The sequence below is a fragment of the Aquabacter sp. DMC10 genome (genome assembly GCF_056314145.1).
Genome location: NZ_JBQUYX010000010.1, coordinates 201136 through 218452 on the forward strand (window position 1 = coordinate 201136; position 17317 = coordinate 218452).

At 68.2% G+C, this 17317-nt stretch carries 16 protein-coding genes, 1 other RNA gene and 1 pseudogene; 9 read left to right on the plus strand and 9 right to left on the minus strand.

Translation table 11 applies throughout. The features are described 5' to 3' along the window. Window positions 1-15 precede the first annotated feature (15 nt). On the plus strand, window positions 16-621 hold the full coding sequence (locus ACT54L_RS23515) for a GNAT family N-acetyltransferase (RefSeq protein WP_476088087.1): 606 nt from the start codon (window positions 16-18) through the stop codon (window positions 619-621). A 103-nt stretch (window positions 622-724) separates the two neighbouring features. Here the strand turns inward: ACT54L_RS23515 and ACT54L_RS23520 are convergent, their stop codons facing one another. Beyond that, the gene (locus tag ACT54L_RS23520) at window positions 725-2959 is read right to left on the minus strand and encodes a tetratricopeptide repeat protein (RefSeq protein WP_476088088.1); all 2235 of its coding nucleotides are present in this window, start codon (window positions 2957-2959) and stop codon (window positions 725-727) included. A 354-nt stretch (window positions 2960-3313) separates the two neighbouring features. Here ACT54L_RS23520 and ACT54L_RS23525 point away from each other — a divergent pair, with 354 nt between their 5' ends. After that, the gene (locus ACT54L_RS23525; protein ID WP_476088089.1) at window positions 3314-3742 is read left to right on the plus strand and encodes a MerR family transcriptional regulator; all 429 of its coding nucleotides are present in this window, start codon (window positions 3314-3316) and stop codon (window positions 3740-3742) included. Between the two features lie 201 nt (window positions 3743-3943). Here ACT54L_RS23525 and ACT54L_RS23530 read toward each other — a convergent pair whose 3' ends face one another. The 6 genes from ACT54L_RS23530 to ACT54L_RS23555 all read right to left on the minus strand — a co-directional run bounded on the left by ACT54L_RS23530 (window position 3944) and on the right by ACT54L_RS23555 (window position 7300). Continuing rightward, complete coding sequence (locus ACT54L_RS23530) at window positions 3944-4690, minus strand: YebC/PmpR family DNA-binding transcriptional regulator (RefSeq protein WP_476088090.1); 747 nt, start codon at window positions 4688-4690, stop codon at window positions 3944-3946. Window positions 4691-4903: 213 nt separating this feature from the next. Further along, on the minus strand, window positions 4904-5728 hold the full coding sequence (locus ACT54L_RS23535; protein WP_476088091.1) for a TIGR00282 family metallophosphoesterase: 825 nt from the start codon (window positions 5726-5728) through the stop codon (window positions 4904-4906). A gap of 1 nt (window position 5729) precedes the next feature. After that, a complete protein-coding gene (locus ACT54L_RS23540) occupies window positions 5730-6326 on the minus strand; it encodes a 5-formyltetrahydrofolate cyclo-ligase (protein WP_476088092.1) in 597 nt (198 codons plus the stop codon). A 43-nt stretch (window positions 6327-6369) separates the two neighbouring features. Next, window positions 6370-6525, minus strand: a non-coding RNA gene (gene ssrS / locus ACT54L_RS23545) — 6S RNA. An 86-nt stretch (window positions 6526-6611) separates the two neighbouring features. Then, window positions 6612-6995, minus strand: a complete 384-nt coding sequence (locus tag ACT54L_RS23550) for a cell division protein ZapA (RefSeq protein WP_476088093.1) — start codon at window positions 6993-6995, stop codon at window positions 6612-6614. Window positions 6996-6997: 2 nt separating this feature from the next. After that, window positions 6998-7300 (minus strand): DUF4164 family protein, encoded by a 303-nt coding sequence (locus ACT54L_RS23555; RefSeq protein WP_476088094.1) that lies wholly within the window; start codon window positions 7298-7300, stop codon window positions 6998-7000. Window positions 7301-7565: 265 nt separating this feature from the next. On the opposite strand from ACT54L_RS23555, the gene ACT54L_RS23560 reads away from it, so the two are divergent. The 7 genes from ACT54L_RS23560 (at window position 7566) to ACT54L_RS23590 (ending at window position 15680) form a co-directional block, all read left to right on the plus strand. Then, window positions 7566-8018 (plus strand): YqhG/Tai3 family protein, encoded by a 453-nt coding sequence (locus ACT54L_RS23560; RefSeq protein ID WP_476088095.1) that lies wholly within the window; start codon window positions 7566-7568, stop codon window positions 8016-8018. 207 nt (window positions 8019-8225) lie between these two features. Then, a complete protein-coding gene (tkt, locus tag ACT54L_RS23565) occupies window positions 8226-10217 on the plus strand; it encodes a transketolase (protein WP_476088096.1) in 1992 nt (663 codons plus the stop codon). Between the two features lie 124 nt (window positions 10218-10341). Beyond that, on the plus strand, window positions 10342-11349 hold the full coding sequence (gene gap, locus ACT54L_RS23570; protein WP_476088097.1) for a type I glyceraldehyde-3-phosphate dehydrogenase: 1008 nt from the start codon (window positions 10342-10344) through the stop codon (window positions 11347-11349). 21 nt (window positions 11350-11370) lie between these two features. After that, window positions 11371-12561 (plus strand): phosphoglycerate kinase, encoded by a 1191-nt coding sequence (locus ACT54L_RS23575; RefSeq protein WP_476088098.1) that lies wholly within the window; start codon window positions 11371-11373, stop codon window positions 12559-12561. A gap of 75 nt (window positions 12562-12636) precedes the next feature. Beyond that, window positions 12637-13662 carry a class I fructose-bisphosphate aldolase gene (locus ACT54L_RS23580; RefSeq protein ID WP_476088099.1) on the plus strand — a complete coding sequence of 342 codons (1026 nt, stop codon included), beginning with the start codon at window positions 12637-12639 and terminating at the stop codon, window positions 13660-13662. Between the two features lie 252 nt (window positions 13663-13914). Continuing rightward, entirely contained in the window at window positions 13915-14553 is a 639-nt protein-coding gene (locus tag ACT54L_RS23585) for a thiamine phosphate synthase (protein ID WP_476088100.1), read from the plus strand. Further along, window positions 14550-15680: a tetratricopeptide repeat protein gene (locus ACT54L_RS23590; protein ID WP_476088101.1), complete on the plus strand. Its 1131-nt coding sequence runs from the start codon at window positions 14550-14552 to the stop codon at window positions 15678-15680. The genes ACT54L_RS23585 and ACT54L_RS23590 overlap by 4 nt, the downstream gene beginning before the upstream one ends. A 117-nt stretch (window positions 15681-15797) precedes the next feature. On the opposite strand, the gene ACT54L_RS23595 is transcribed toward ACT54L_RS23590, so the two are convergent. Both ACT54L_RS23595 and ACT54L_RS23600 read right to left on the minus strand, forming a co-directional pair. Beyond that, window positions 15798-16391, minus strand: a complete 594-nt coding sequence (locus ACT54L_RS23595) for a nucleoside 2-deoxyribosyltransferase (protein ID WP_476088102.1) — start codon at window positions 16389-16391, stop codon at window positions 15798-15800. Window positions 16392-16515: 124 nt separating this feature from the next. Beyond that, a pseudogene (locus ACT54L_RS23600) lies at window positions 16516-17012 on the minus strand (peptide deformylase). Window positions 17013-17317: the final 305 nt, after the last annotated feature.

Below are 17317 nucleotides of genomic sequence, written 5' to 3' on the forward strand. Positions count from 1 at the left end.
GAACGGAGTTGAGCCATGAGCGAAGCCGTGGCACCGGGTATCATTCGCAAACTCTGGCCCGGAGAGCAGCATATGCTGCGCGATCATCTCCTGAGGCTCGATCCTGAAAGCCGCCGCAGCCGCTTCTGCTCGGCGGTCTCGGACGAGTTCATCGACCACTATGCCGCCCGCGTGTTCCGATCCGGGTCCCTTATCCATGGGGCCTATGTGGACGGCGTGCTCCGCGCCGCAGCCGAGCTCTACCCGGATTCCGAAATCATGGCCGAGGGCGCCGAAATGGCGTTCAGCGTGGAGAGCGCCTTCCAGAATCTCGGCCTTGGCACGCAATTGCTGGAGCGGTCCATCCTGGCGGCCCGCAACCGGGGCATCCGCCGCCTGCATCTGAGCTGCCTTGCCCATAACCGCCGCATGCAGCAGATCGTCCGCAAGTTCGACGCCGAATTGTCCTTCGAGCATGACGAGGTCCAGGCGGAATTGACCGCGCCCTATCCCACGGCGGTCTCGCTGGCCCAGGAAGCCACCGCCGACGTGCGCGGCATGGCGGGGGCCATGTTCCAGGCCCAGCGCCGGGCCACCGGCGTGATGCTGGACCTGCTCCTGCCCACGTCCTCGGCGGCCTGAGGCAAGCCGGCCTTTTGAACGGCAGACGGCCCCGATGGACGGGGCCGTCTCCTTGTCCTCCAGGCGGAGGGCGGCGTCCTGACGGACGTCCTTTGTTGGAAGATCAGCTGGCGGCCGAGGGGCGGGTGTCCTCCGTCCCGTCCCATTCCGGGCGCGGAACCACTGAATTGGCCTGCCGGTTGGGCGCAGCCGGCACAAAGGTGGCGGCGGCTGCCTTGGCCTTGGCGGCGATGGTGGGGTCGAGACGGGCGCCGGCCTCGTCCCGCTTGCGGGCGCTGTCCGTGTCGCCCTGGCCGGCCGCTACCGTGAACCACTTGTAGGCTTCTGGCAGATCGGTCTGGCCGGCGAAGCCCCGGGCGTAGATGACCCCCAGATTGTGCTGGCTGTCGCGATAGCCAAGCTCGGCCGCCTTGCGGAACCAGGTGACCGCCTCGCTCCAGTCCGCCTTGCCCTCAACGCCGCCTGAGGCCAGAACTCCAAGGGCGTGCATGGCGGCCACGTTGCCCTTGCCGGCCGCCCACTCATAGAGCTTCTTGGCGTCCTGGAGATTGCGCAGGCTGTTCTCCTGGATCAGCGCCAGCCGATAGGCCGCCGGCACCGAGCCCTTGGCGGTGGCGAAGGTGAGCCATTTTACTGCCGATTGCTGATTGGCGGCGACACCCTTGCCCTCTGCATAGCGCAGACCCACCTCATAGGCGGCATCCGCGTCTCCTGCTTCGGCTGCGGTGCGCAGCGGGGTCGGGCCGACGGCAGCCGGCAGGCGAGAGAGGTCGGTCGCGGCCACGGGAGGGACCGCGTCGGCGGCATTGACCGCCACCTTGCCCCGGCTCGCCATCCCCGCCTGGAGCGGATTGGCGCCGAGGATCTGGAGCACCGTAACGCCACCCACGGCCAGCACCGCCACCACCATGGCCGCACGGCTGAACAGGCTGAAGCGGGTGAACCGGCGCTTTCTGGCCTTCTGGCGGGTTTCCATCTCCTCCGCGCGGGCGGCAGCCGCCACCCAATCAATGGACGGGGCCTCCTGCGCCTCGGCAATGGGATCGCCCAACGCCACCTCGAACACGCGCCGGTCAAGGTTGAATGACGGGGCACGCTCAGCGCGCACCGGCGCCGGCGTCCGCATCTCCGGGGGAAGCACCTCGGGCGCCACCTGGATGGGCCAGGAGCGCGACGGGGAGGGGTTCGAGGGGGCGTCCGGTTGCGGGGCGGGAGCGATGGGACCCGCGGCCCCGCTGGTGGCAGCATCGTCCCCGTGCACCACCTGAACGTCCACCAATTCCTTCAGGCCCAGTTCCAGCTCGCGGACCAGGAGATCTTCGGTGCGGGTCTCGAAATCCCGTTGCCGGGCCTCCAGCGCTGCGAGGCTGCGCTTCAGGCCGATCAGGGCGGGGGCATCGTCACGGGCGGAGAGGCGCAGGGCCACCGCCTGCACCGCCTCGGTGGAAATCTGAGCGGAGGCATAACGCAGATAGGCCATCTCCTCGCCCAGCCGCTCCAGTGCGTCCTCGATATGGTCGAGACGAGACAGCCGCTGGTGGGTGTCCACCACCCGTTCGGTGAGGGCGACCATGTGGTGCTCGATGACCTCCACCAAAGGTGCGAGCGCGTCGGTGTCCACCAGGGCGCCCGCATCGAGCCGCTCCACCAGAAGGCCCACCTGCGCCCCCAGCTGACCGATGGCTCCGTCCTCCGACAAGGTTGAAAGATGGTCGGCCAGGGCATGAAGGCGGTCATGCAGTTCGGTGGTGTCGCGTTCAGGCTGGTGGCGAGCCACCTCCTCACGGGCGGCAACGCGCGCGGCTTCCACCGCGGCGGCCTGCAGGGCTTCGGCGGCGATGGGCTGCGCGGCGGCGCGCGCCACGGCGTCGGAGACGGCGACTTTCAATTCGCCGGTCTGGCGCTCCAGCCGGGCGAGGGCCACGGGGTCCATGGCCTTGGCATTGATGAGGTCGATCTTGCGGCCCAGGGCCTCGATGGCGCCGGCCAGTGCGTCCGAGCGATCGGAGGCCCGCAGCAAAGCCAGGTCCGCGCGCACGGCGTCCAATTCCACCGTCAGGCGCTCGGCGACAGCCCAGGGCTGTGTCTGCGGTTCTTCGCCCAATGTGTGGGCGGGGCCTTCAGCCACCACCTCCGGCACGCCCGCGGCAGGGCGCGGCGGCAGCATGGCCGCAGCGCGGGCGGCGGCATCCTCGCGCATGCGCTGACGCATCTGGAACACATCCTGCCGCAGCCGGTCGAGGGCGCCGCGGGCGAAGGGCAAGGGTTCGGCCGCGCCCTCCGAGGCGGGGTCGACGAGCCGGTTGTCGTCCTGCGGGGCCGTGCGTGCGAGCTCCATGGCCGCCTCCTCACCCGGAACATGGCGGACCATCGCCGCCGAGAATCGATGCCAGGGAGTTTTGGCTGGTTTGGTAAACGGCGCGTTAACCGTGCGGTCGCGCGGCGCGTTTTCCAGAATCTGCAACGCTTTTCGTGCCCATTTGGCCCGTCGGGTAACCGTTACTTTCCCTAAGGGAGCCTGCAACCTTCTCCCGCAAAGCCAACAATGTGCCTAACTCCTGTCGGTGCGTCAGGCGGCGTTTGCGTCGGTTGGCGTGGCGAGTGGCAGCGATACCTCCCGGGTCGTGAAAATCCCTCGTGTTTGACAATCCCCCGGCGGGCGCAGCCCGCCAGCCCTCTCAGGAGAGTGCGGATGGAATTGAACGCTTTCCCGGTGCGCGACCGGTCGATCCGGGCCGAGAGCCACGAACGTGGTCCGCTTGGCGAGGAGGTCTACACCATCGGTGACCTCGCCCGTGATTTCGGGGTCACCCTGCGCGCGCTGCGCTTCTATGAGGACAAGGGCCTCCTCTCCCCCCGCCGGGAAGGCCTTGCCCGCCTCTATTCCGCAGGCGACCGCGACCGGCTCACCGTGATCCTGAAGGGCAAGCGCCTCGGCTTCACCCTCGCAGAGATCCGCTCCCTGGTGGCTGCCCATGAGAAGACCGCTGGTGGCCGGGGGCTCGCCCTCACCCGCGAGCGTTGCCTCTCCCAGCTCACCCAGCTCCAGCGCCAGCGCCAGGAAATCGACGCGGCCATCGCCGAGCTGCAGGAAACCGCCGAGCGCCTCGCTGCGGCCTGATCGGCCGGCCGGGCAGGACCCGGCCCGTCCGCAACGGGGATGGGGCGAGGGGACGACGGATCGTGCGTCGGCTCTCGGCCGTGACCATCCATAGGGGGCGGCGTCCTGTGGGACATGACACCGCAAAAAGAAATGGCCGCCGGGTGACCGGCGGCCATTTCTTTTGGTTCGCGTCCTGAGCGCGCGGCGAGAGAACGGCGCTCAGTCGCTCATCTTGGCCAGCATGGCCTCGGACATCTCGAAATTGGCGGTCACGTTCTGCACGTCGTCATTGTCTTCGAGGCTCTCGATCAGCCGCAGCAGCTTCTCGGCCGTCTCGTCGTCCACTGCGATGGTATTTTGCGGCTTCCAGACCAGGCGAGCCTTGCTGGGTTCGCCGAACTTGGCTTCCAGCGCCCGCTGCACCTCGGCGAGGGCATCGGCGGCGCAGACCACCTCATGGCCGTCTTCGGAGGAGGAGACATCCTCGGCGCCCGCCTCGATGGCCGCCTCCATGATGGCGTCCTCGCTGGCCTTGTTGGGCGCATATTCAATCAGGCCCACCCGATCGAACATGAAGGACACCGCGCCCGTCTCGGCCAAATTGCCGCCGGACTTGGTGAAATAGGAGCGCACTTCGCCCGCCGTGCGGTTGCGGTTGTCGGTCAGGGCTTCCACGATGACGGCGACGCCGCCCGGGCCGTAGCCCTCATAGCGGATCTCTTCGTAGTTTTCGGTGTCGGCGCCGGAGGCCTTCTTGATGGCGCGCTCGATATTGTCCTTAGGCATATTTTCGGCGCGGGCCGCGAGAATGGCGGCGCGCAGGCGCGCGTTCATGTTCGGGTCCGGCAGGCCCATCTTGGCCGAGACGGTGATTTCGCGCGCCAGCTTGGAGAACAGCTTGGAGCGCATGGCATCCTGCCGTCCCTTGCGGTGCATGATGTTCTTAAATTGGGAATGTCCGGCCATGGCCGCCTCCGGGTTTTTGGGGCGGCCCCGCGCACCGCCTCATGCGGCGCCGCCCGGGCCGGCCTGTTGGTGTCGATTGCTCGTTCGGGGCCAAGGGGGTGAGTGGGGCATGGCCCGCTCGGCCCGGTCAGCGTCCGTGGCGCCTTATAGGGCGGCGGGCGGGGAAAGGGCAAGGAAGGGCTTCAACCGCTGTGATCGATGACGGGGAGGCGCTTACCCCTCCCAGAAATCCGGCCGCGCCGGGCTCAGCGCGCCGCCGATGCGCACCGGTGCCACCTTCACCGCAAGGCCGGTGGCATCGTCCGTTTCCACCGCAACGCCCGAAAGGGTCGCGGGGCCGGTAGCCGGCTCGAAGCGCCCGGCGCCGATCTTGCGGGTGAAGCGGCGCAGCGGCTCTTCCTTGTCCATGCCGATGACGCCGTCATAGGCTCCGCACATGCCCACATCGGTGAGATAGGCCGTGCCGCCGGGCAGGATGCGATGGTCGGCGGTGGGCACATGGGTATGGGTGCCCACCACCAGGCTGGCGCGCCCATCGCAATGGAGGCCGAAGGCCTGTTTCTCGGAGGTGGTCTCGGCGTGGAAATCCACCAGCACCGCGTCCACCATGTGCCTCAGTTCCGCTCCCTCCAGCAGCCGGTCCACGGCGGCAAAGGGATCGTCGAGGGGATCCATGAAGGTGCGGCCCATCACATTGGCCACCAGCACCCGGGCGCCGTTCCTGGCCTCCACCAGGGCGGCGCCGCGGCCCGGCGTGCCGGCGGGATAATTGGCGGGGCGCACCAGGCGGTCGGCGCGCTCGATGAAGACGAGGGCCTCCCGCTGGTCGAAGGCGTGGTTGCCCAGCGTCACGGCGTCCGCTCCCGCCGCGCGCAGATCTTCATAGATCGCCTCGGTGATGCCGAAGCCGCCGGCGGCATTCTCGCCATTGACCACCACGAGATCGAGCTTCCAGCCGGTCACAAGGCCGGGCAGGTGGTCGGTGACGACTTCGCGGCCGGGGCGCCCGACCACGTCGCCAAGGAAGAGAATGCGCATGCTACTCGCCGCAGGTGAAAGTTCCCTCTTCCGTTATCATCCCCTCCACCCTTTCGTCATGGGGTTCGGCGGGCACGTGCTCCACTTCCTGACAGGCAAAGGCAAAGCCGAAGGCGCGCACCGGACCCTTTGCCCGCAGCACGGCCAGCGTCCTGTCGTAATGGCCCGCGCCATAGCCGATGCGATAGCCGCGCCGGTCGAAGGCGGCCAGCGGCACGATCAGGTCCTGCGGCACCAGCTCCGGCTGGAGGGGTGAGGGGGTGGGGATGCGATAGGCGCCCACCGGCTCCAGCATGTCGCCGGGCCGCCAACGGCGGAACAGGAGGGGCGAGGCGCGGTCAACCACCACCGGCAGGGCGACTTCCGCTCCGGCCTGCCACAAGGCGGCGGCCAATGGCGCGGTGTCGATCTCATCTCGGAACGGGGCGAACAGGGAGACGATGCGCCCCGCCACCGCACCCAGGAGCGCGGGTGCGTTGCCGGCGGCGAGGACGGAAGCGGTCGCGCGGGCATCCGGCCCCATGGCGGCCCGCCGCTTCAGCACCTCGGTGCGCAGGCGCGCCTTCTCGGCGGCGTCGGAGGGCGGCAGCGGAGTCATCTAGCGCACGGGAAACGGGAAGGAAGGGAAACGGAAGGAAAGGGGCGGAGCCGCAAAAGCCGTCGGAGGTCGATCCCGGGAAACCTACAACGTAGGTGGGCGCCGTTTGTCCAAGCCCAGGGGCGAGGTCAGGAACAGCTCCCTTAAGGATCGATAAGGCCCCGGGGAAAAGTCTCCAAAACGAACCCCACAGCCCCGCCTTGAGACCAATGTAGGGGCGAATGGCCCGACGCGCCAGGGGCGAGGTGATCACGTCCCCGCAATTTGCTTGCCGGCTCGCCGACCCTACCCCATGCCGATGGTGGTGACAGGCGCCGGTGCGACGTCCCGGGCAAGGCGCTCCAGGCGCTCGGCCACTTCGTCGATGGTGCGGGCCACGGCCTCTTCTCCCGCTTCAAGCCGCGCGAGAGCAGAGGCGCGCGCATCGCGCTGGCCTTCCAGGTCACTCTCCAAGGCGCGGATGCGGGCGCGGGCTTCATGGAGCTCGTCGGCGATGGTCACCGCCGCCATCACCGTGAGCCGCTGGTCGCCAATCTCGCCGAAGGCGGTGCGCAGCTGGCCGATGCGGCTGTCGATGTCCTTGGCGAGGCGCATCAGGTGTTCTTCCTGACCCTCGTCGCACGCCATCCGGTAATGACGTCCCGCGATGTTGACGCTCACCTGGGCCATGGTCATCCGCCGTGGGTGGCGAGCACGTCGCGGATGGTGCCCATGGCGGTGTCGATCCGCCGGCCCACTTCCTGGCCCACTTCGCCGAGGGCTTGGGACTGTTCGCGGGCGGCATCCAGCTCGGCGGCGAGCCGGGCGCGGTCATTGCTCATGGCGTGGAGCTGGGCCAGGAGCGCTTCCTGGTGGCGGTCCATTTCCTTGCGCCGGTCCAGCGCCGCCGTCAGCGCGTCCAGCGCGGCGTGCAGCCGCTGGGTGGCAGCTTCGATCGGACCAGGATCCGGTGCGCGGTGCTTCAGAGCATACATGGCGTGAAGTGTATCCGAGTCGGAGCCGAAGCGACCAGATGTTCATACTTGTCAACGCATAAATGATCCTTAAACCGTGCGTGGCAGCATTGCGGCCTGTGCATGGGGCGCGGCCAAGCGGGGAGGCGCGGGAGAAAGCCGCGCGCCGCCAAGCCGTTAAAACGGGGGGATGGACGTGGAGCGGTGCGAAGCGCAGGCGTGGTGTGCGGGTGTGGACGGCTGGGGACGGTGGGCGCGCGGCGCTTTACGGGCGATGGCGTGGCTGATGGCTGCGCTGTGGCCGTTGGCTGCCGCCGTTTCCGCGCCGGCAGCCAACGGCCCGCCGGAGACGGTGGTTCGCGATATCTACAAGCACTATCTGGAAACCGAGCCCGAGCGGCTTATCCCTTTCGACTTTACCGCGCCAGGCACCACCAAGGCCTATTTCGATCCGGCGCTGGCCAGGCTGATGGTCGCGGACGGCAAGCGGGCGGAGCCCCGGCTCAACTTCGACCCCTTCGTGGACGGGCAGGATTTCGAGATCGACAAGGTGTCGCTGGCCACCACCACCCTGTCGCCGAAGGAGGCCACGGTCACCGCCCGTTTCATGAATTTCGACGAGCCCAAGCTCGTGACCTATAAATTGGTCATGACAGCCGATGGGTGGCGCATAGCAGACGTGCAATGGGGCGGGGCACGGGAGACGCTGCGCGCCTTGCTCGGCACCGCAAGCCGTTGAGGGTAGGCTGAAATGCCACGCTGCGCCGCAACCGGGACCCCCGCGGCGCGGCATCGGGCGAAAAGATGGGCTTGACGTTCAGCTCATGCTGCGTTTGACACCCCGCGCGGCGCTGCTATCACTGCCGCCGCTGGGGCATGGCCGGACCGGCCGCGCCCCGTCTCGTGGTTGAAGACAGCGCGCGTGCGCGCCGGAGAAACGTCCCGAATGGCCAGCCGAACTCAGCATGACCGCATGGCGAACGCCATCCGGTTCCTTGCCATGGATGCGGTCGAGGCCGCCAATTCCGGCCATCCGGGCCTGCCCATGGGGGCGGCCGACATCGCCACCGTCCTGTTCTCGAAGGTCCTGAAGTTCGATCCCTCCGCCCCCAAATGGGCGGACCGCGATCGCTTCATCCTGTCCGCCGGCCACGGCTCCATGCTGCTTTATGCGCTGTTGCACCTGACCGGCTTCAAGGACGTGACCATCGAGGAGCTCAAGCGATTCCGCCAGCTCGGCTCGCTCACCCCCGGCCATCCTGAGAATTTCGTCACCACCGGCATCGAGACCACCACCGGTCCGCTCGGCCAGGGCATCGCCACCGCGGTGGGATTTGCCATGGGCGAGCGCCTGATGGCCGCCCGCTTCGGGGCCGAGGTGGTGGATCACCACACTTTCGTGCTCGCCTCCGACGGCGACCTGATGGAAGGCATCAGCCAGGAAGCGGTGGAACTTGCCGGCCATCTGAAGCTCGGCAAGCTCATCGTCCTGTGGGACGACAACCGCATCTCCATCGACGGCGCCACTTCGCTGTCCGGCTCCACCGACCAGCTGGCGCGCTTTGCCGCCTCGGGCTGGGACGTGACCCGCGTGGACGGCCATGATCCCGACGCCATCTTCGCGGCCATCGTCGCCGCCAAGGCCACCGGCACGCCGAGCCTGATCGCCTGCCGCACCACCATCGGCTTCGGCTCGCCTGCCAAGGCCGGCTCCGAGAAATCCCACGGTTCGCCGCTGGGCGCCGCCGAGATCGAGGCCACCCGCAAGGCGCTCAATTGGGAAGCCGGCGCGTTCGAGATTCCCGCCGACGTGGCGCAGGCCTGGGCCGAGGCGACCGCCCGCGCCGCCGCGCCCCGCGCGCAGTGGGAAGGCCGCGTGGAGGCCCTGCCCGCCGACAAGAAGGCCGAGTTCCTGCGCCGCATCGCCGGCGAGCTGCCGGCGCAGGCCCTCGCGGCCGCCATCCGTGCGGTGAAGGAGAAGGCCGCGGCCGACGGTGGCGCGGTCGCCACCCGCAAGTCCTCTGAGATCACGCTGGACGCCATCACCGTGGCGGTGCCCGAGATGCTCGGCGGCTCGGCGGACCTGACCGGCTCCAACAACACCCGCGCCAAGGGTCAGACCTCCGTCACGCCCGATGACTTCTCCGGCACCTTCGTGCATTGGGGCGTGCGCGAGCACGGCATGGCCGCCGCCATGAACGGCCTCGCCCTCCACGGCGGTATCATCCCCTATTCCGGCACCTTCCTGGTGTTCTCCGATTATTCCCGCCCCGCCATCCGTCTCGCGGCGCTCATGGGCGAGCGGGTGATCCATGTGCTCACACACGATTCCATCGGCTTGGGCGAAGACGGCCCCACCCATCAGCCGGTGGAGCACCTGGCCGCGCTGCGCGCCATTCCCGGCCTCCTGGTGCTGCGCCCCTGCGACACGGTGGAGACCGCCGAGTGCTGGGAAATCGCGCTGAACGCCAAGGACCGGCCGAGCGCGCTCATCCTGTCCCGCCAGAACCTGCCCATCCTGCGGCAGGCGGATGCGGCCAACCGCGTCGCCGAAGGGGCCTATGAGATAGTGGCCGCCTCCGGTGAGGCGCAGGTGTCTCTGTTCGCCAGCGGCTCCGAGGTGTCGCTGGCCGTGGCTGCCCGCAAGCTGCTGGAAGACAAGGGCGTGCCCACCCGCGTGGTGTCGGTGCCCTCGTTCGAGCTGTTCCTCGCCCGCCCCGCTGCCGAGCGCGCCGCCGTGATCGGCACCGCGCCCGCCAAGGTGGGCGTCGAGGCTGCCATCCGCATGGGCTGGGACGCCATCATCGGCTCGGACGCCGCCTTCATCGGCATGTCCAGCTTCGGGGCCAGCGCCCCGGCCAAGGAACTTTTCAAGCATTTCGGCATTACGCCGGAGGCGGTTGCCGATGCTGCGCTGGCGCAGCTGAAGCAGGACTGAGGTTCAAGAGGCGGCCGGACCTTCGGGCTCCGGCCGCTTTCGCATGTGCGACGGGCGCGCCAGATGCGCCTGCGGGATCGATAATCGGACGGCCCGCCTTGAGGGCGGGCGCATGGAGGATGACATGACGGTGAAGGTGGCCATCAACGGGTTCGGTCGCATCGGGCGCAACGTGCTGCGCGCCATCATCGAATCGGGGCGCACCGACATCCAGGTGGTGGCCATCAACGACCTCGCCCCGGTCGAGACCAACGCCCACCTCCTGCGCTTCGACAGCGTGCACGGCCGCTTCCCCGCCACCGTGACGGTGGATGGCGACACGCTCGTGATCGGCGAGAACCGCATCAAGGTGACCGCCGTGCGCGATCCCGCCCAGCTGCCCCACAAGGATCTCGGCGTCGACATCGCGCTGGAATGCACGGGCATCTTCACCTCCAAGGACAAGGCCTCGGCCCACCTGACCGCCGGCGCCCGCCGCGTGCTCGTCTCGGCGCCTGCCGATGGGGCTGACATCACGGTCGTCTATGGCGTGAACCACCAGAAGCTCACCGCCGACCATGTGGTGGTGTCCAACGCCTCCTGCACCACCAACTGCCTCGCCCCCGTGGCCAAGGTGCTGAATGACGCGGTCGGCATCGAGCGCGGCTTCATGACCACCGTGCACTCCTACACCAATGACCAGCCCTCGCTGGACCAGGTGCACAAGGACCTCTACCGCGCCCGCGCGGCGGCCCTGTCCATGATCCCCACCTCCACCGGCGCCGCCAAGGCGGTGGGCCTCGTCCTGCCCGAGCTGAACGGCAAGCTGGACGGCGTGTCCATCCGCGTGCCCACCCCGAACGTCTCGGTCATCGACCTGAAGTTCGTAGCCAAGCGCCCGACCACGGTCGCCGAGATCAATGCGGCCATCAAGGCGGCGGCCGAGGGCGAGCTGAAGGGCGTGCTGGGCTACACGGAGCAGCCCAACGTCTCCATCGACTTCAACCACGACCCCCACTCGTCCACCTTCCACATGGACCAGACCAAGGTCATGGACGGCACGCTGGTGCGCGTCATGTCCTGGTATGACAATGAGTGGGGCTTCTCGAACCGCATGTCCGACACCGCGGTTGCCCTCGGCAAGCTCGGTTGATCGGACGGGGAGGGCGCCATCATGACCGCTTTCCGCACCCTCGATGATGCCGATCTCGCCGGCAAGCGCGTCCTGGTCCGGGTGGACCTGAACGTGCCCATGGATGGCGGGCGCGTCACCGACGACACCCGGATCCAGGCGATCCTCCCCACCTTGCGCACCATTTCCGAAAAGGGCGGGCGGGCCATCCTGCTTGCCCATTTCGGCCGGCCCAAGGGCCGCGATGCCAGCCAGTCCCTGGCCCCCGTCGTGCCGGCGCTCTCCGCGCGCCTCGGCCGGCCGGTGAACTTCTTCGACGACTGCGTGGGCCCCGACGCCCGCAAGGCGGTGGACGACCTCGCCAATGGCGATGTGCTGCTGCTGGAAAACACCCGCTTCTATGCGGGCGAGGAAAAGAACGCGCCGGACTTCGTGTCCGAGCTCGCCCAGCTGGGCGACCTCTATGTGAACGACGCCTTCTCCACCGCCCACCGTGCCCATGCCTCCACCGAGGGGCTGGCCCACAAGCTGCCGGCCTTTGCCGGCCGCTCCATGCAGTCCGAGCTTGATGCCCTGACCAAGGCGCTGGAAGCGCCCGAGCGTCCGGTGCTTGCGGTGGTGGGTGGAGCCAAGGTGTCCACCAAGCTTGAATTGCTGGGCAATCTCACCGCCAAGGTGGATGTGATCGTCATTGGCGGCGGCATGGCCAACACCTTCCTCGCGGCGCAGGGCCACGGGGTCGGCAAGTCCTTGTGCGAGCACGATCTCGCCGCCCCCGCCCGCGACATCATGGAAAAGGCGGCCGCGCGCGGCTGCGAGATCATCCTGCCGGTGGATGCGGTTGTGACCACCGAGTTCAAGGCCCATGCCCCCCATCGCGTGGTCGGCCTCGACGACGTGAAGGCGGACGAGATGATCCTCGATGCCGGCCCGGCCACGGTGGCCCGGGTGAAGGAGAAGCTTGGCCAGGTGAAGACGGTGGTCTGGAACGGCCCCTTCGGCGCCTTCGAGCTGCCGCCCTTCGATGCCGCTACGGTTGCGGTGGCCCGCGCGGTGGCGGAAGCCACCAAGGCCGGCCGCCTGCTCTCGGTGGCCGGCGGCGGCGACACGGTGGCGGCGCTCAACCATGCGGGCGCGGCGGGGGATTTCTCCTATGTGTCCACGGCGGGTGGCGCGTTCCTGGAGTGGCTTGAGGGCAAGGCCCTGCCGGGGGTGGAGGCGCTGCGGCGCTGAAGGGCCACGTGGTCTTGAATAAGATTGAAATCGAGCGGGCTGCGGCCCGGTTTCCCAACAGAGGGGTGAAGACAGATGAGCGCTGCTGAGCTCGACGCGATTGCGCAGAAGATGGTGGCTGACGGCAAGGGCATCCTGGCCGCCGACGAGAGCACCGGCACCATCCAGAAGCGCTTCGACGCCATCGGTGTGGAGAACACCGAGGACAATCGCCGCGACTATCGCGAGCTGATGTTCCGTACCTCGCAGGCCATGCGGGAGTACATCTCCGGCGTGATCCTGTTCGACGAGACCATCCGTCAGAAGGCCAAGGACGGCACCCCGCTGGTGGACCTCATCACCGCCGCCGGCTCCATCCCCGGCATCAAGGTGGATGCGGGTGCCAAGCCCATGGCTTTCTGCCCCGGCGAGACCATCACCGAGGGCCTCGACGGTCTCGGCGGCCGTCTGAAGGAATATTACAAGCTGGGCGCGCGCTTCGCGAAGTGGCGCGGCGTCATCGACATCACCGCCCATATCCCCAGCTACACCGCCATCCGCGCCAATGCCCATGCGCTGGCCCGCTATGCGGCGCTCTGCCAGGAAAACAACATTGTCCCGATCGTGGAGCCGGAAGTGCTCATGGACGGCGACCATGACATCGATCGCTGCTACCACGTCACCGAGTGGACGCTGAAGACCGTGTTCGAGGAGCTGTACTATCAGCGCGTCCGCCTCGAGGGCATGGTGCTGAAGCCCAACATGATCGTGCCCGGCAAGAAGTCCGCCAAGAAGGCGTCGGTGGAGGAAGTGGCCGAGAAGACCGTCCGCGTGCTGAAGGCCTGCGTGCCCTCCGCCGTTCCCGGCATCGCCTTCCTGTCCGGCGGCCAGTCCGACGAGGAGGCCACCGCCCACCTCGACGCCATGGTGAAGCTGGGCGGCCTGCCCTGGAAGCTCACCTATTCCTATGGCCGCGCCCTTCAGGCCGCGCCGCAGAAGGCGTGGTCCGGCAAGGCCGAGAACGTGGCCGCCGCCCAGGCTGCCTTCACCCATCGCGCGCGCATGAACTCGCTGGCCGCTCTCGGCCAGTGGTCCGCGTCCGAGGAAAAGAAGGCGGCGTGAGGACAGGCGCGCCGGTCGCTCCGGCGCACCGAGGTTTCGAGCCTTTTCAAATGTCCCGCTGCGCCTTCCGGCGCGGCGGGTTTCTTTTATCCGCAGGACGGCCCACCGGCCGACAGACCCGCGCCGCGTTTTTGCCGGCTTCCTGTCGCCCGATGACAGGGACGGCTGGAGCCTCTTGGATCGAGGCTCTATAGGAACACGCAACAGTGCCCCTTCCGGCACCGGCATCAGGACGCGGACCGCGCAAGACCCATGACGAGCACATCGCCCGACGACCGGCCCCGGCTGATGCTGATCCTGCCCGCCACCTTGGCGGCGTCCGCCGTCGCGCCCCTGGTGCAGGCGGGCGATGTCGCGGCGGTGGTGGCGCAGTCCGACACCCAACCCGGCTCAAATCCCCCGCCCGACGAGGCGGGTCGCCTCGCGGCGCTCGCGGCTCAGGTTCAGGACGCGGGTGCCGCCTTACTCGTGGAAGGATTGCCCGATCTTGTCGCCACGCTCGGCGCCGACGGCGCCCATCTGCGTGGCCAGCCCGCCTTTCAGGCGGCGGTCAAGCGCCTGAAGCCCGATTTCATAGCCGGAGCCGGGGGGCTCACCACCCGCCATGCCGCCATGGAGGCGGGGGAGGGCGGGGCCGATTACGTGCTGTTCGGCGATGCCGGACTGCCCTTTGAGCAGACGCTGGAGTTCGTCGCCTGGTGGGCCGAGTTGTTCGAGGTGCCGTGCGTGGGTGTGGCCGAGAGCGAGGCAGAGGCGGTGGCGCTGGCCCAGGCGGGCGCGGACTTCGTCGCCCTGTCCGGTCCCTGGCTGGCAGAGGCAGAAGCTGCGGCCATCATCGGCGGCATCGATCGGGCCGTGGCTGCCGCAAGCGCGGTGCAGGCTGTGTCATGATCGGCTGCCGGGTCCTGCGCGCACGTACGCGCCTGTTTGCACCTACGCGCCTGTTTGTGGCGGCGGGGCTTCTCCTGTCCGCCGCGCCTGCCCTGGTTCAGGCGGAGGGCACCGGCACGCCAGTGCAAAGCCAGCCCATCCCGCCGCCGCCCTCGCCCTATCCGACTTTGCCGCAGGTGCCGGGCGTGCCCAGCCTGCAGGCGCCGCCGGCGGCGCCGCCCATCCTGCCCAATCTGGCGACCCTGTCGCCCTCCAACGGGCCGGCCAAAGGCGACGTGGCATTTGGCGCCTATCAATCGGGCCATTACATCACTGCGGCGCAAGAGGCGGTCAACCGCCTGAAGGCCGGCAATGATCCCGCGGCGCTTACGCTGCTGGGCGAGCTCTATTCTCGTGGATTCGGCGTCCCCTATGACCCGGTGAAGGCCGTCGACTTCTATCGCCAAGCCGCTGCGGGAGGCGACACCAACGCCATGTTCGCCATGGGCATGGCCAGCCTGACCGGGCAGGGAGTGCCGCAGAGCGACATCGAGGCGGCCAGCTGGTTCGAGAAGGCGGCCCGAAAGGGCCACGCTGCCGCCGCCTATAATCTGGGCCTGCTGTATCTGCAGGGGCGCGGGGTGCCGCCGGAAGTGGGCACCGCCGCCATCTGGTTCAAGCAAGCCTCCGATGCGGGGGTGTCGGACGCCCAATACGCCCTGTCCGTGCTGTTGCGGGAAGGCAATGGCGTGCCACCCAACAAGCCGGAAGGCATCCGCCTCCTGGCCGCCGCCGCCTTGCAGGATCATGTGACGGCCCAGGTAGAGCTGGCCATCGCCCTGTTCAATGGCGATGGGGTGCCGAAGGATGAGCAGGCGGCCGCGCTGCTGTTCCGCAAGGCCGCGCTCGCGGGCAATGCCATAGCCCAGAACCGCTATGCCCGCCTCTTGTCCGTCGGACGGGGCGTGCCGCAGGACAGGCGCGCGGCCGCAAGCTGGCATCTGCTGGCCAAGAGCCGTGGACTGGGCGATGTCTATCTGGACGGCATCGTCTCCGCCCTCACCCCGGAAGAGCGCAAGACGGCGGAGACCATCGCCCGCAAATGGGCGGTGACCACCCCGGGCGCGAGCACGCTCCAGACGCCATAAATCCCTTCAACGTCGCACACCGAAGCGATCCAACGCGTTGCTTTGCGGCATTTCCTTCCCGCGAACCGGGTCCCGTTTCGCTCGGAGATGCGCTTGCTGCATCCGCGGGCGCCGGCCCTACCAGCCGATGAGCCGGGGCACCAGGAAACTGACCGCCGCCGCGATCAGGATGGCGACGGCGACCTTGAAGGCAAGCTCGATCCGCGTGACCGCCCCCACGGCGGCGGGATGGACAAGCTGGTCCGCCGCCGCGGCAATGGCCGCTTCCGGGCTGTCATGCACGATGGCATCGGGGCCGCAGATCATGAGATTTTCGGTCTGGCCGAAATCCTCCACCAGATGCCCGTCCTCATCGCGCCATCCGTCCCCGGCGCGGCTTGCGGCAACGCGCTCGCGCATGGACCGCGTGTCGCCGGACCACAGATACACCGGCTTTCCCCGCGCCTGCGCATAGCCGATTTCCCAGGCGGTGCCCGGGTCCATATGGGCGCCCCGAAAGGGAGAGATGTTGGCGATCACGGCGTGCGCCCGCTCGATGCCGGCGATGCACCGGGCGCGGATGGCCTGGGCGTTTTCCCCCTCCGGCGGCGCGCCGTCGAGCGGATAGAGGCCGGAAAGCCCGGCCTGTGCGCACAAGCCCTTCAGGCGTTCGCCCTCCGCCAGGGCATCCGGCCGGAACACCTCCGGCCCGGCAAGATAGATCACAGCCATATCCGCTTCTCGCATGGCCGACGGGCCGCCGCAAAGGTCGGGCCCGGGGAAGAGGTCAGCAAAGGGAGCGTCCCTAGCTTCCGGCCGGCCGTTTTCTCGCCCTATGGTAAATGAAATGGTGCCTTTACCCCGCCCGGCCCTTGTTAAATCGATTGATGGCCCGCTCGCGCTTCAACCGTGACAGGCGCTGGAGCCAGAAGAGGCCGTCCAACTGGTCAATCTCATGCTGGAGACAGACCCCGAGGAGGCCCTCCGCAGCCACTTCCTGCTCCCGCCCCTCAAGATCCTGATAGGCAACCCGCACATGGCGGGGCGCTCTACCTCCTCGGTGATGCCCGGCATGGAGATGGAGCCCTCCACATGGCGCACCAGCTCGGCGGACAGCGAGAGGATGCGGGGATTGACAAGGATCCGTACCGCGTCACCAGATCCCAGATCCAGCACCACCAGCCGGGAGAGGACGCCCACATGGGGGGCGGTGATGCCGATGCCGGGGGCCGCCCGCAGCGTGTCCAGGAGGTCCTCCGCGAGCTCGTGCAAGGCCGCATCAAAGGCAGCAACGGGAGCCGCTGGCAGGCGCAGCCGCGGATCGGGGAAAAAGACAAGCGGACGCACGGTCATCCGGTGCCACCAGTAAGAGCGAGAGGAGGGGGCGGCCCACCTTGCCGGAGCACGACGGGCTGAAGCAGGGCCGGAACCTACGATTCTGCCTCGGGGACGGTCCGTCTGGCCAGCAGCTATGGCGAAAAACATGTCACAATCCACAGAGAGAAGCCTTGGATTGCCGCGCTTTTCGGCACCCTCCGTCATGCCAGGTTCATTTTTTCCGCAACCCCGATGTTGACACCCAAAATCGCCGGGCCTATAACCCGGCCATCAACGACGGGCTGCGGCCGCGAGTTCAGCGGCTGGTTCGTCGTCTTTAG

Bases quoted from the DNA above. Each gene is read 5' to 3' on its own strand.
- ACT54L_RS23515 (WP_476088087.1), top strand. From the start codon at position 16: ATGAGCGAAGCCGTGGCACCGGGTATCATTCGCAAACTCTGGCCCGGA.
- gap (WP_476088097.1), top strand. From the start codon at position 10,342: ATGACGGTGAAGGTGGCCATCAACGGGTTCGGTCGCATCGGGCGCAAC.
- ACT54L_RS23560 (WP_476088095.1), top strand. From the start codon at position 7,566: ATGGCTGCGCTGTGGCCGTTGGCTGCCGCCGTTTCCGCGCCGGCAGCC.
- ACT54L_RS23540 (WP_476088092.1), bottom strand. From the start codon at position 6,326: ATGACTCCGCTGCCGCCCTCCGACGCCGCCGAGAAGGCGCGCCTGCGC.
- ACT54L_RS23520 (WP_476088088.1), bottom strand. From the start codon at position 2,959: ATGGAGCTCGCACGCACGGCCCCGCAGGACGACAACCGGCTCGTCGAC.
- ACT54L_RS23530 (WP_476088090.1), bottom strand. From the start codon at position 4,690: ATGGCCGGACATTCCCAATTTAAGAACATCATGCACCGCAAGGGACGG.
- ACT54L_RS23535 (WP_476088091.1), bottom strand. From the start codon at position 5,728: ATGCGCATTCTCTTCCTTGGCGACGTGGTCGGGCGCCCCGGCCGCGAA.
- ACT54L_RS23590 (WP_476088101.1), top strand. From the start codon at position 14,550: ATGATCGGCTGCCGGGTCCTGCGCGCACGTACGCGCCTGTTTGCACCT.
- ACT54L_RS23585 (WP_476088100.1), top strand. From the start codon at position 13,915: ATGACGAGCACATCGCCCGACGACCGGCCCCGGCTGATGCTGATCCTG.
- ACT54L_RS23595 (WP_476088102.1), bottom strand. From the start codon at position 16,391: ATGGCTGTGATCTATCTTGCCGGGCCGGAGGTGTTCCGGCCGGATGCC.
- tkt (WP_476088096.1), top strand. From the start codon at position 8,226: ATGGCCAGCCGAACTCAGCATGACCGCATGGCGAACGCCATCCGGTTC.
- ACT54L_RS23555 (WP_476088094.1), bottom strand. From the start codon at position 7,300: ATGTATGCTCTGAAGCACCGCGCACCGGATCCTGGTCCGATCGAAGCT.
- ACT54L_RS23580 (WP_476088099.1), top strand. From the start codon at position 12,637: ATGAGCGCTGCTGAGCTCGACGCGATTGCGCAGAAGATGGTGGCTGAC.
- ACT54L_RS23550 (WP_476088093.1), bottom strand. From the start codon at position 6,995: ATGGCCCAGGTGAGCGTCAACATCGCGGGACGTCATTACCGGATGGCG.
- ACT54L_RS23575 (WP_476088098.1), top strand. From the start codon at position 11,371: ATGACCGCTTTCCGCACCCTCGATGATGCCGATCTCGCCGGCAAGCGC.
- ACT54L_RS23525 (WP_476088089.1), top strand. From the start codon at position 3,314: ATGGAATTGAACGCTTTCCCGGTGCGCGACCGGTCGATCCGGGCCGAG.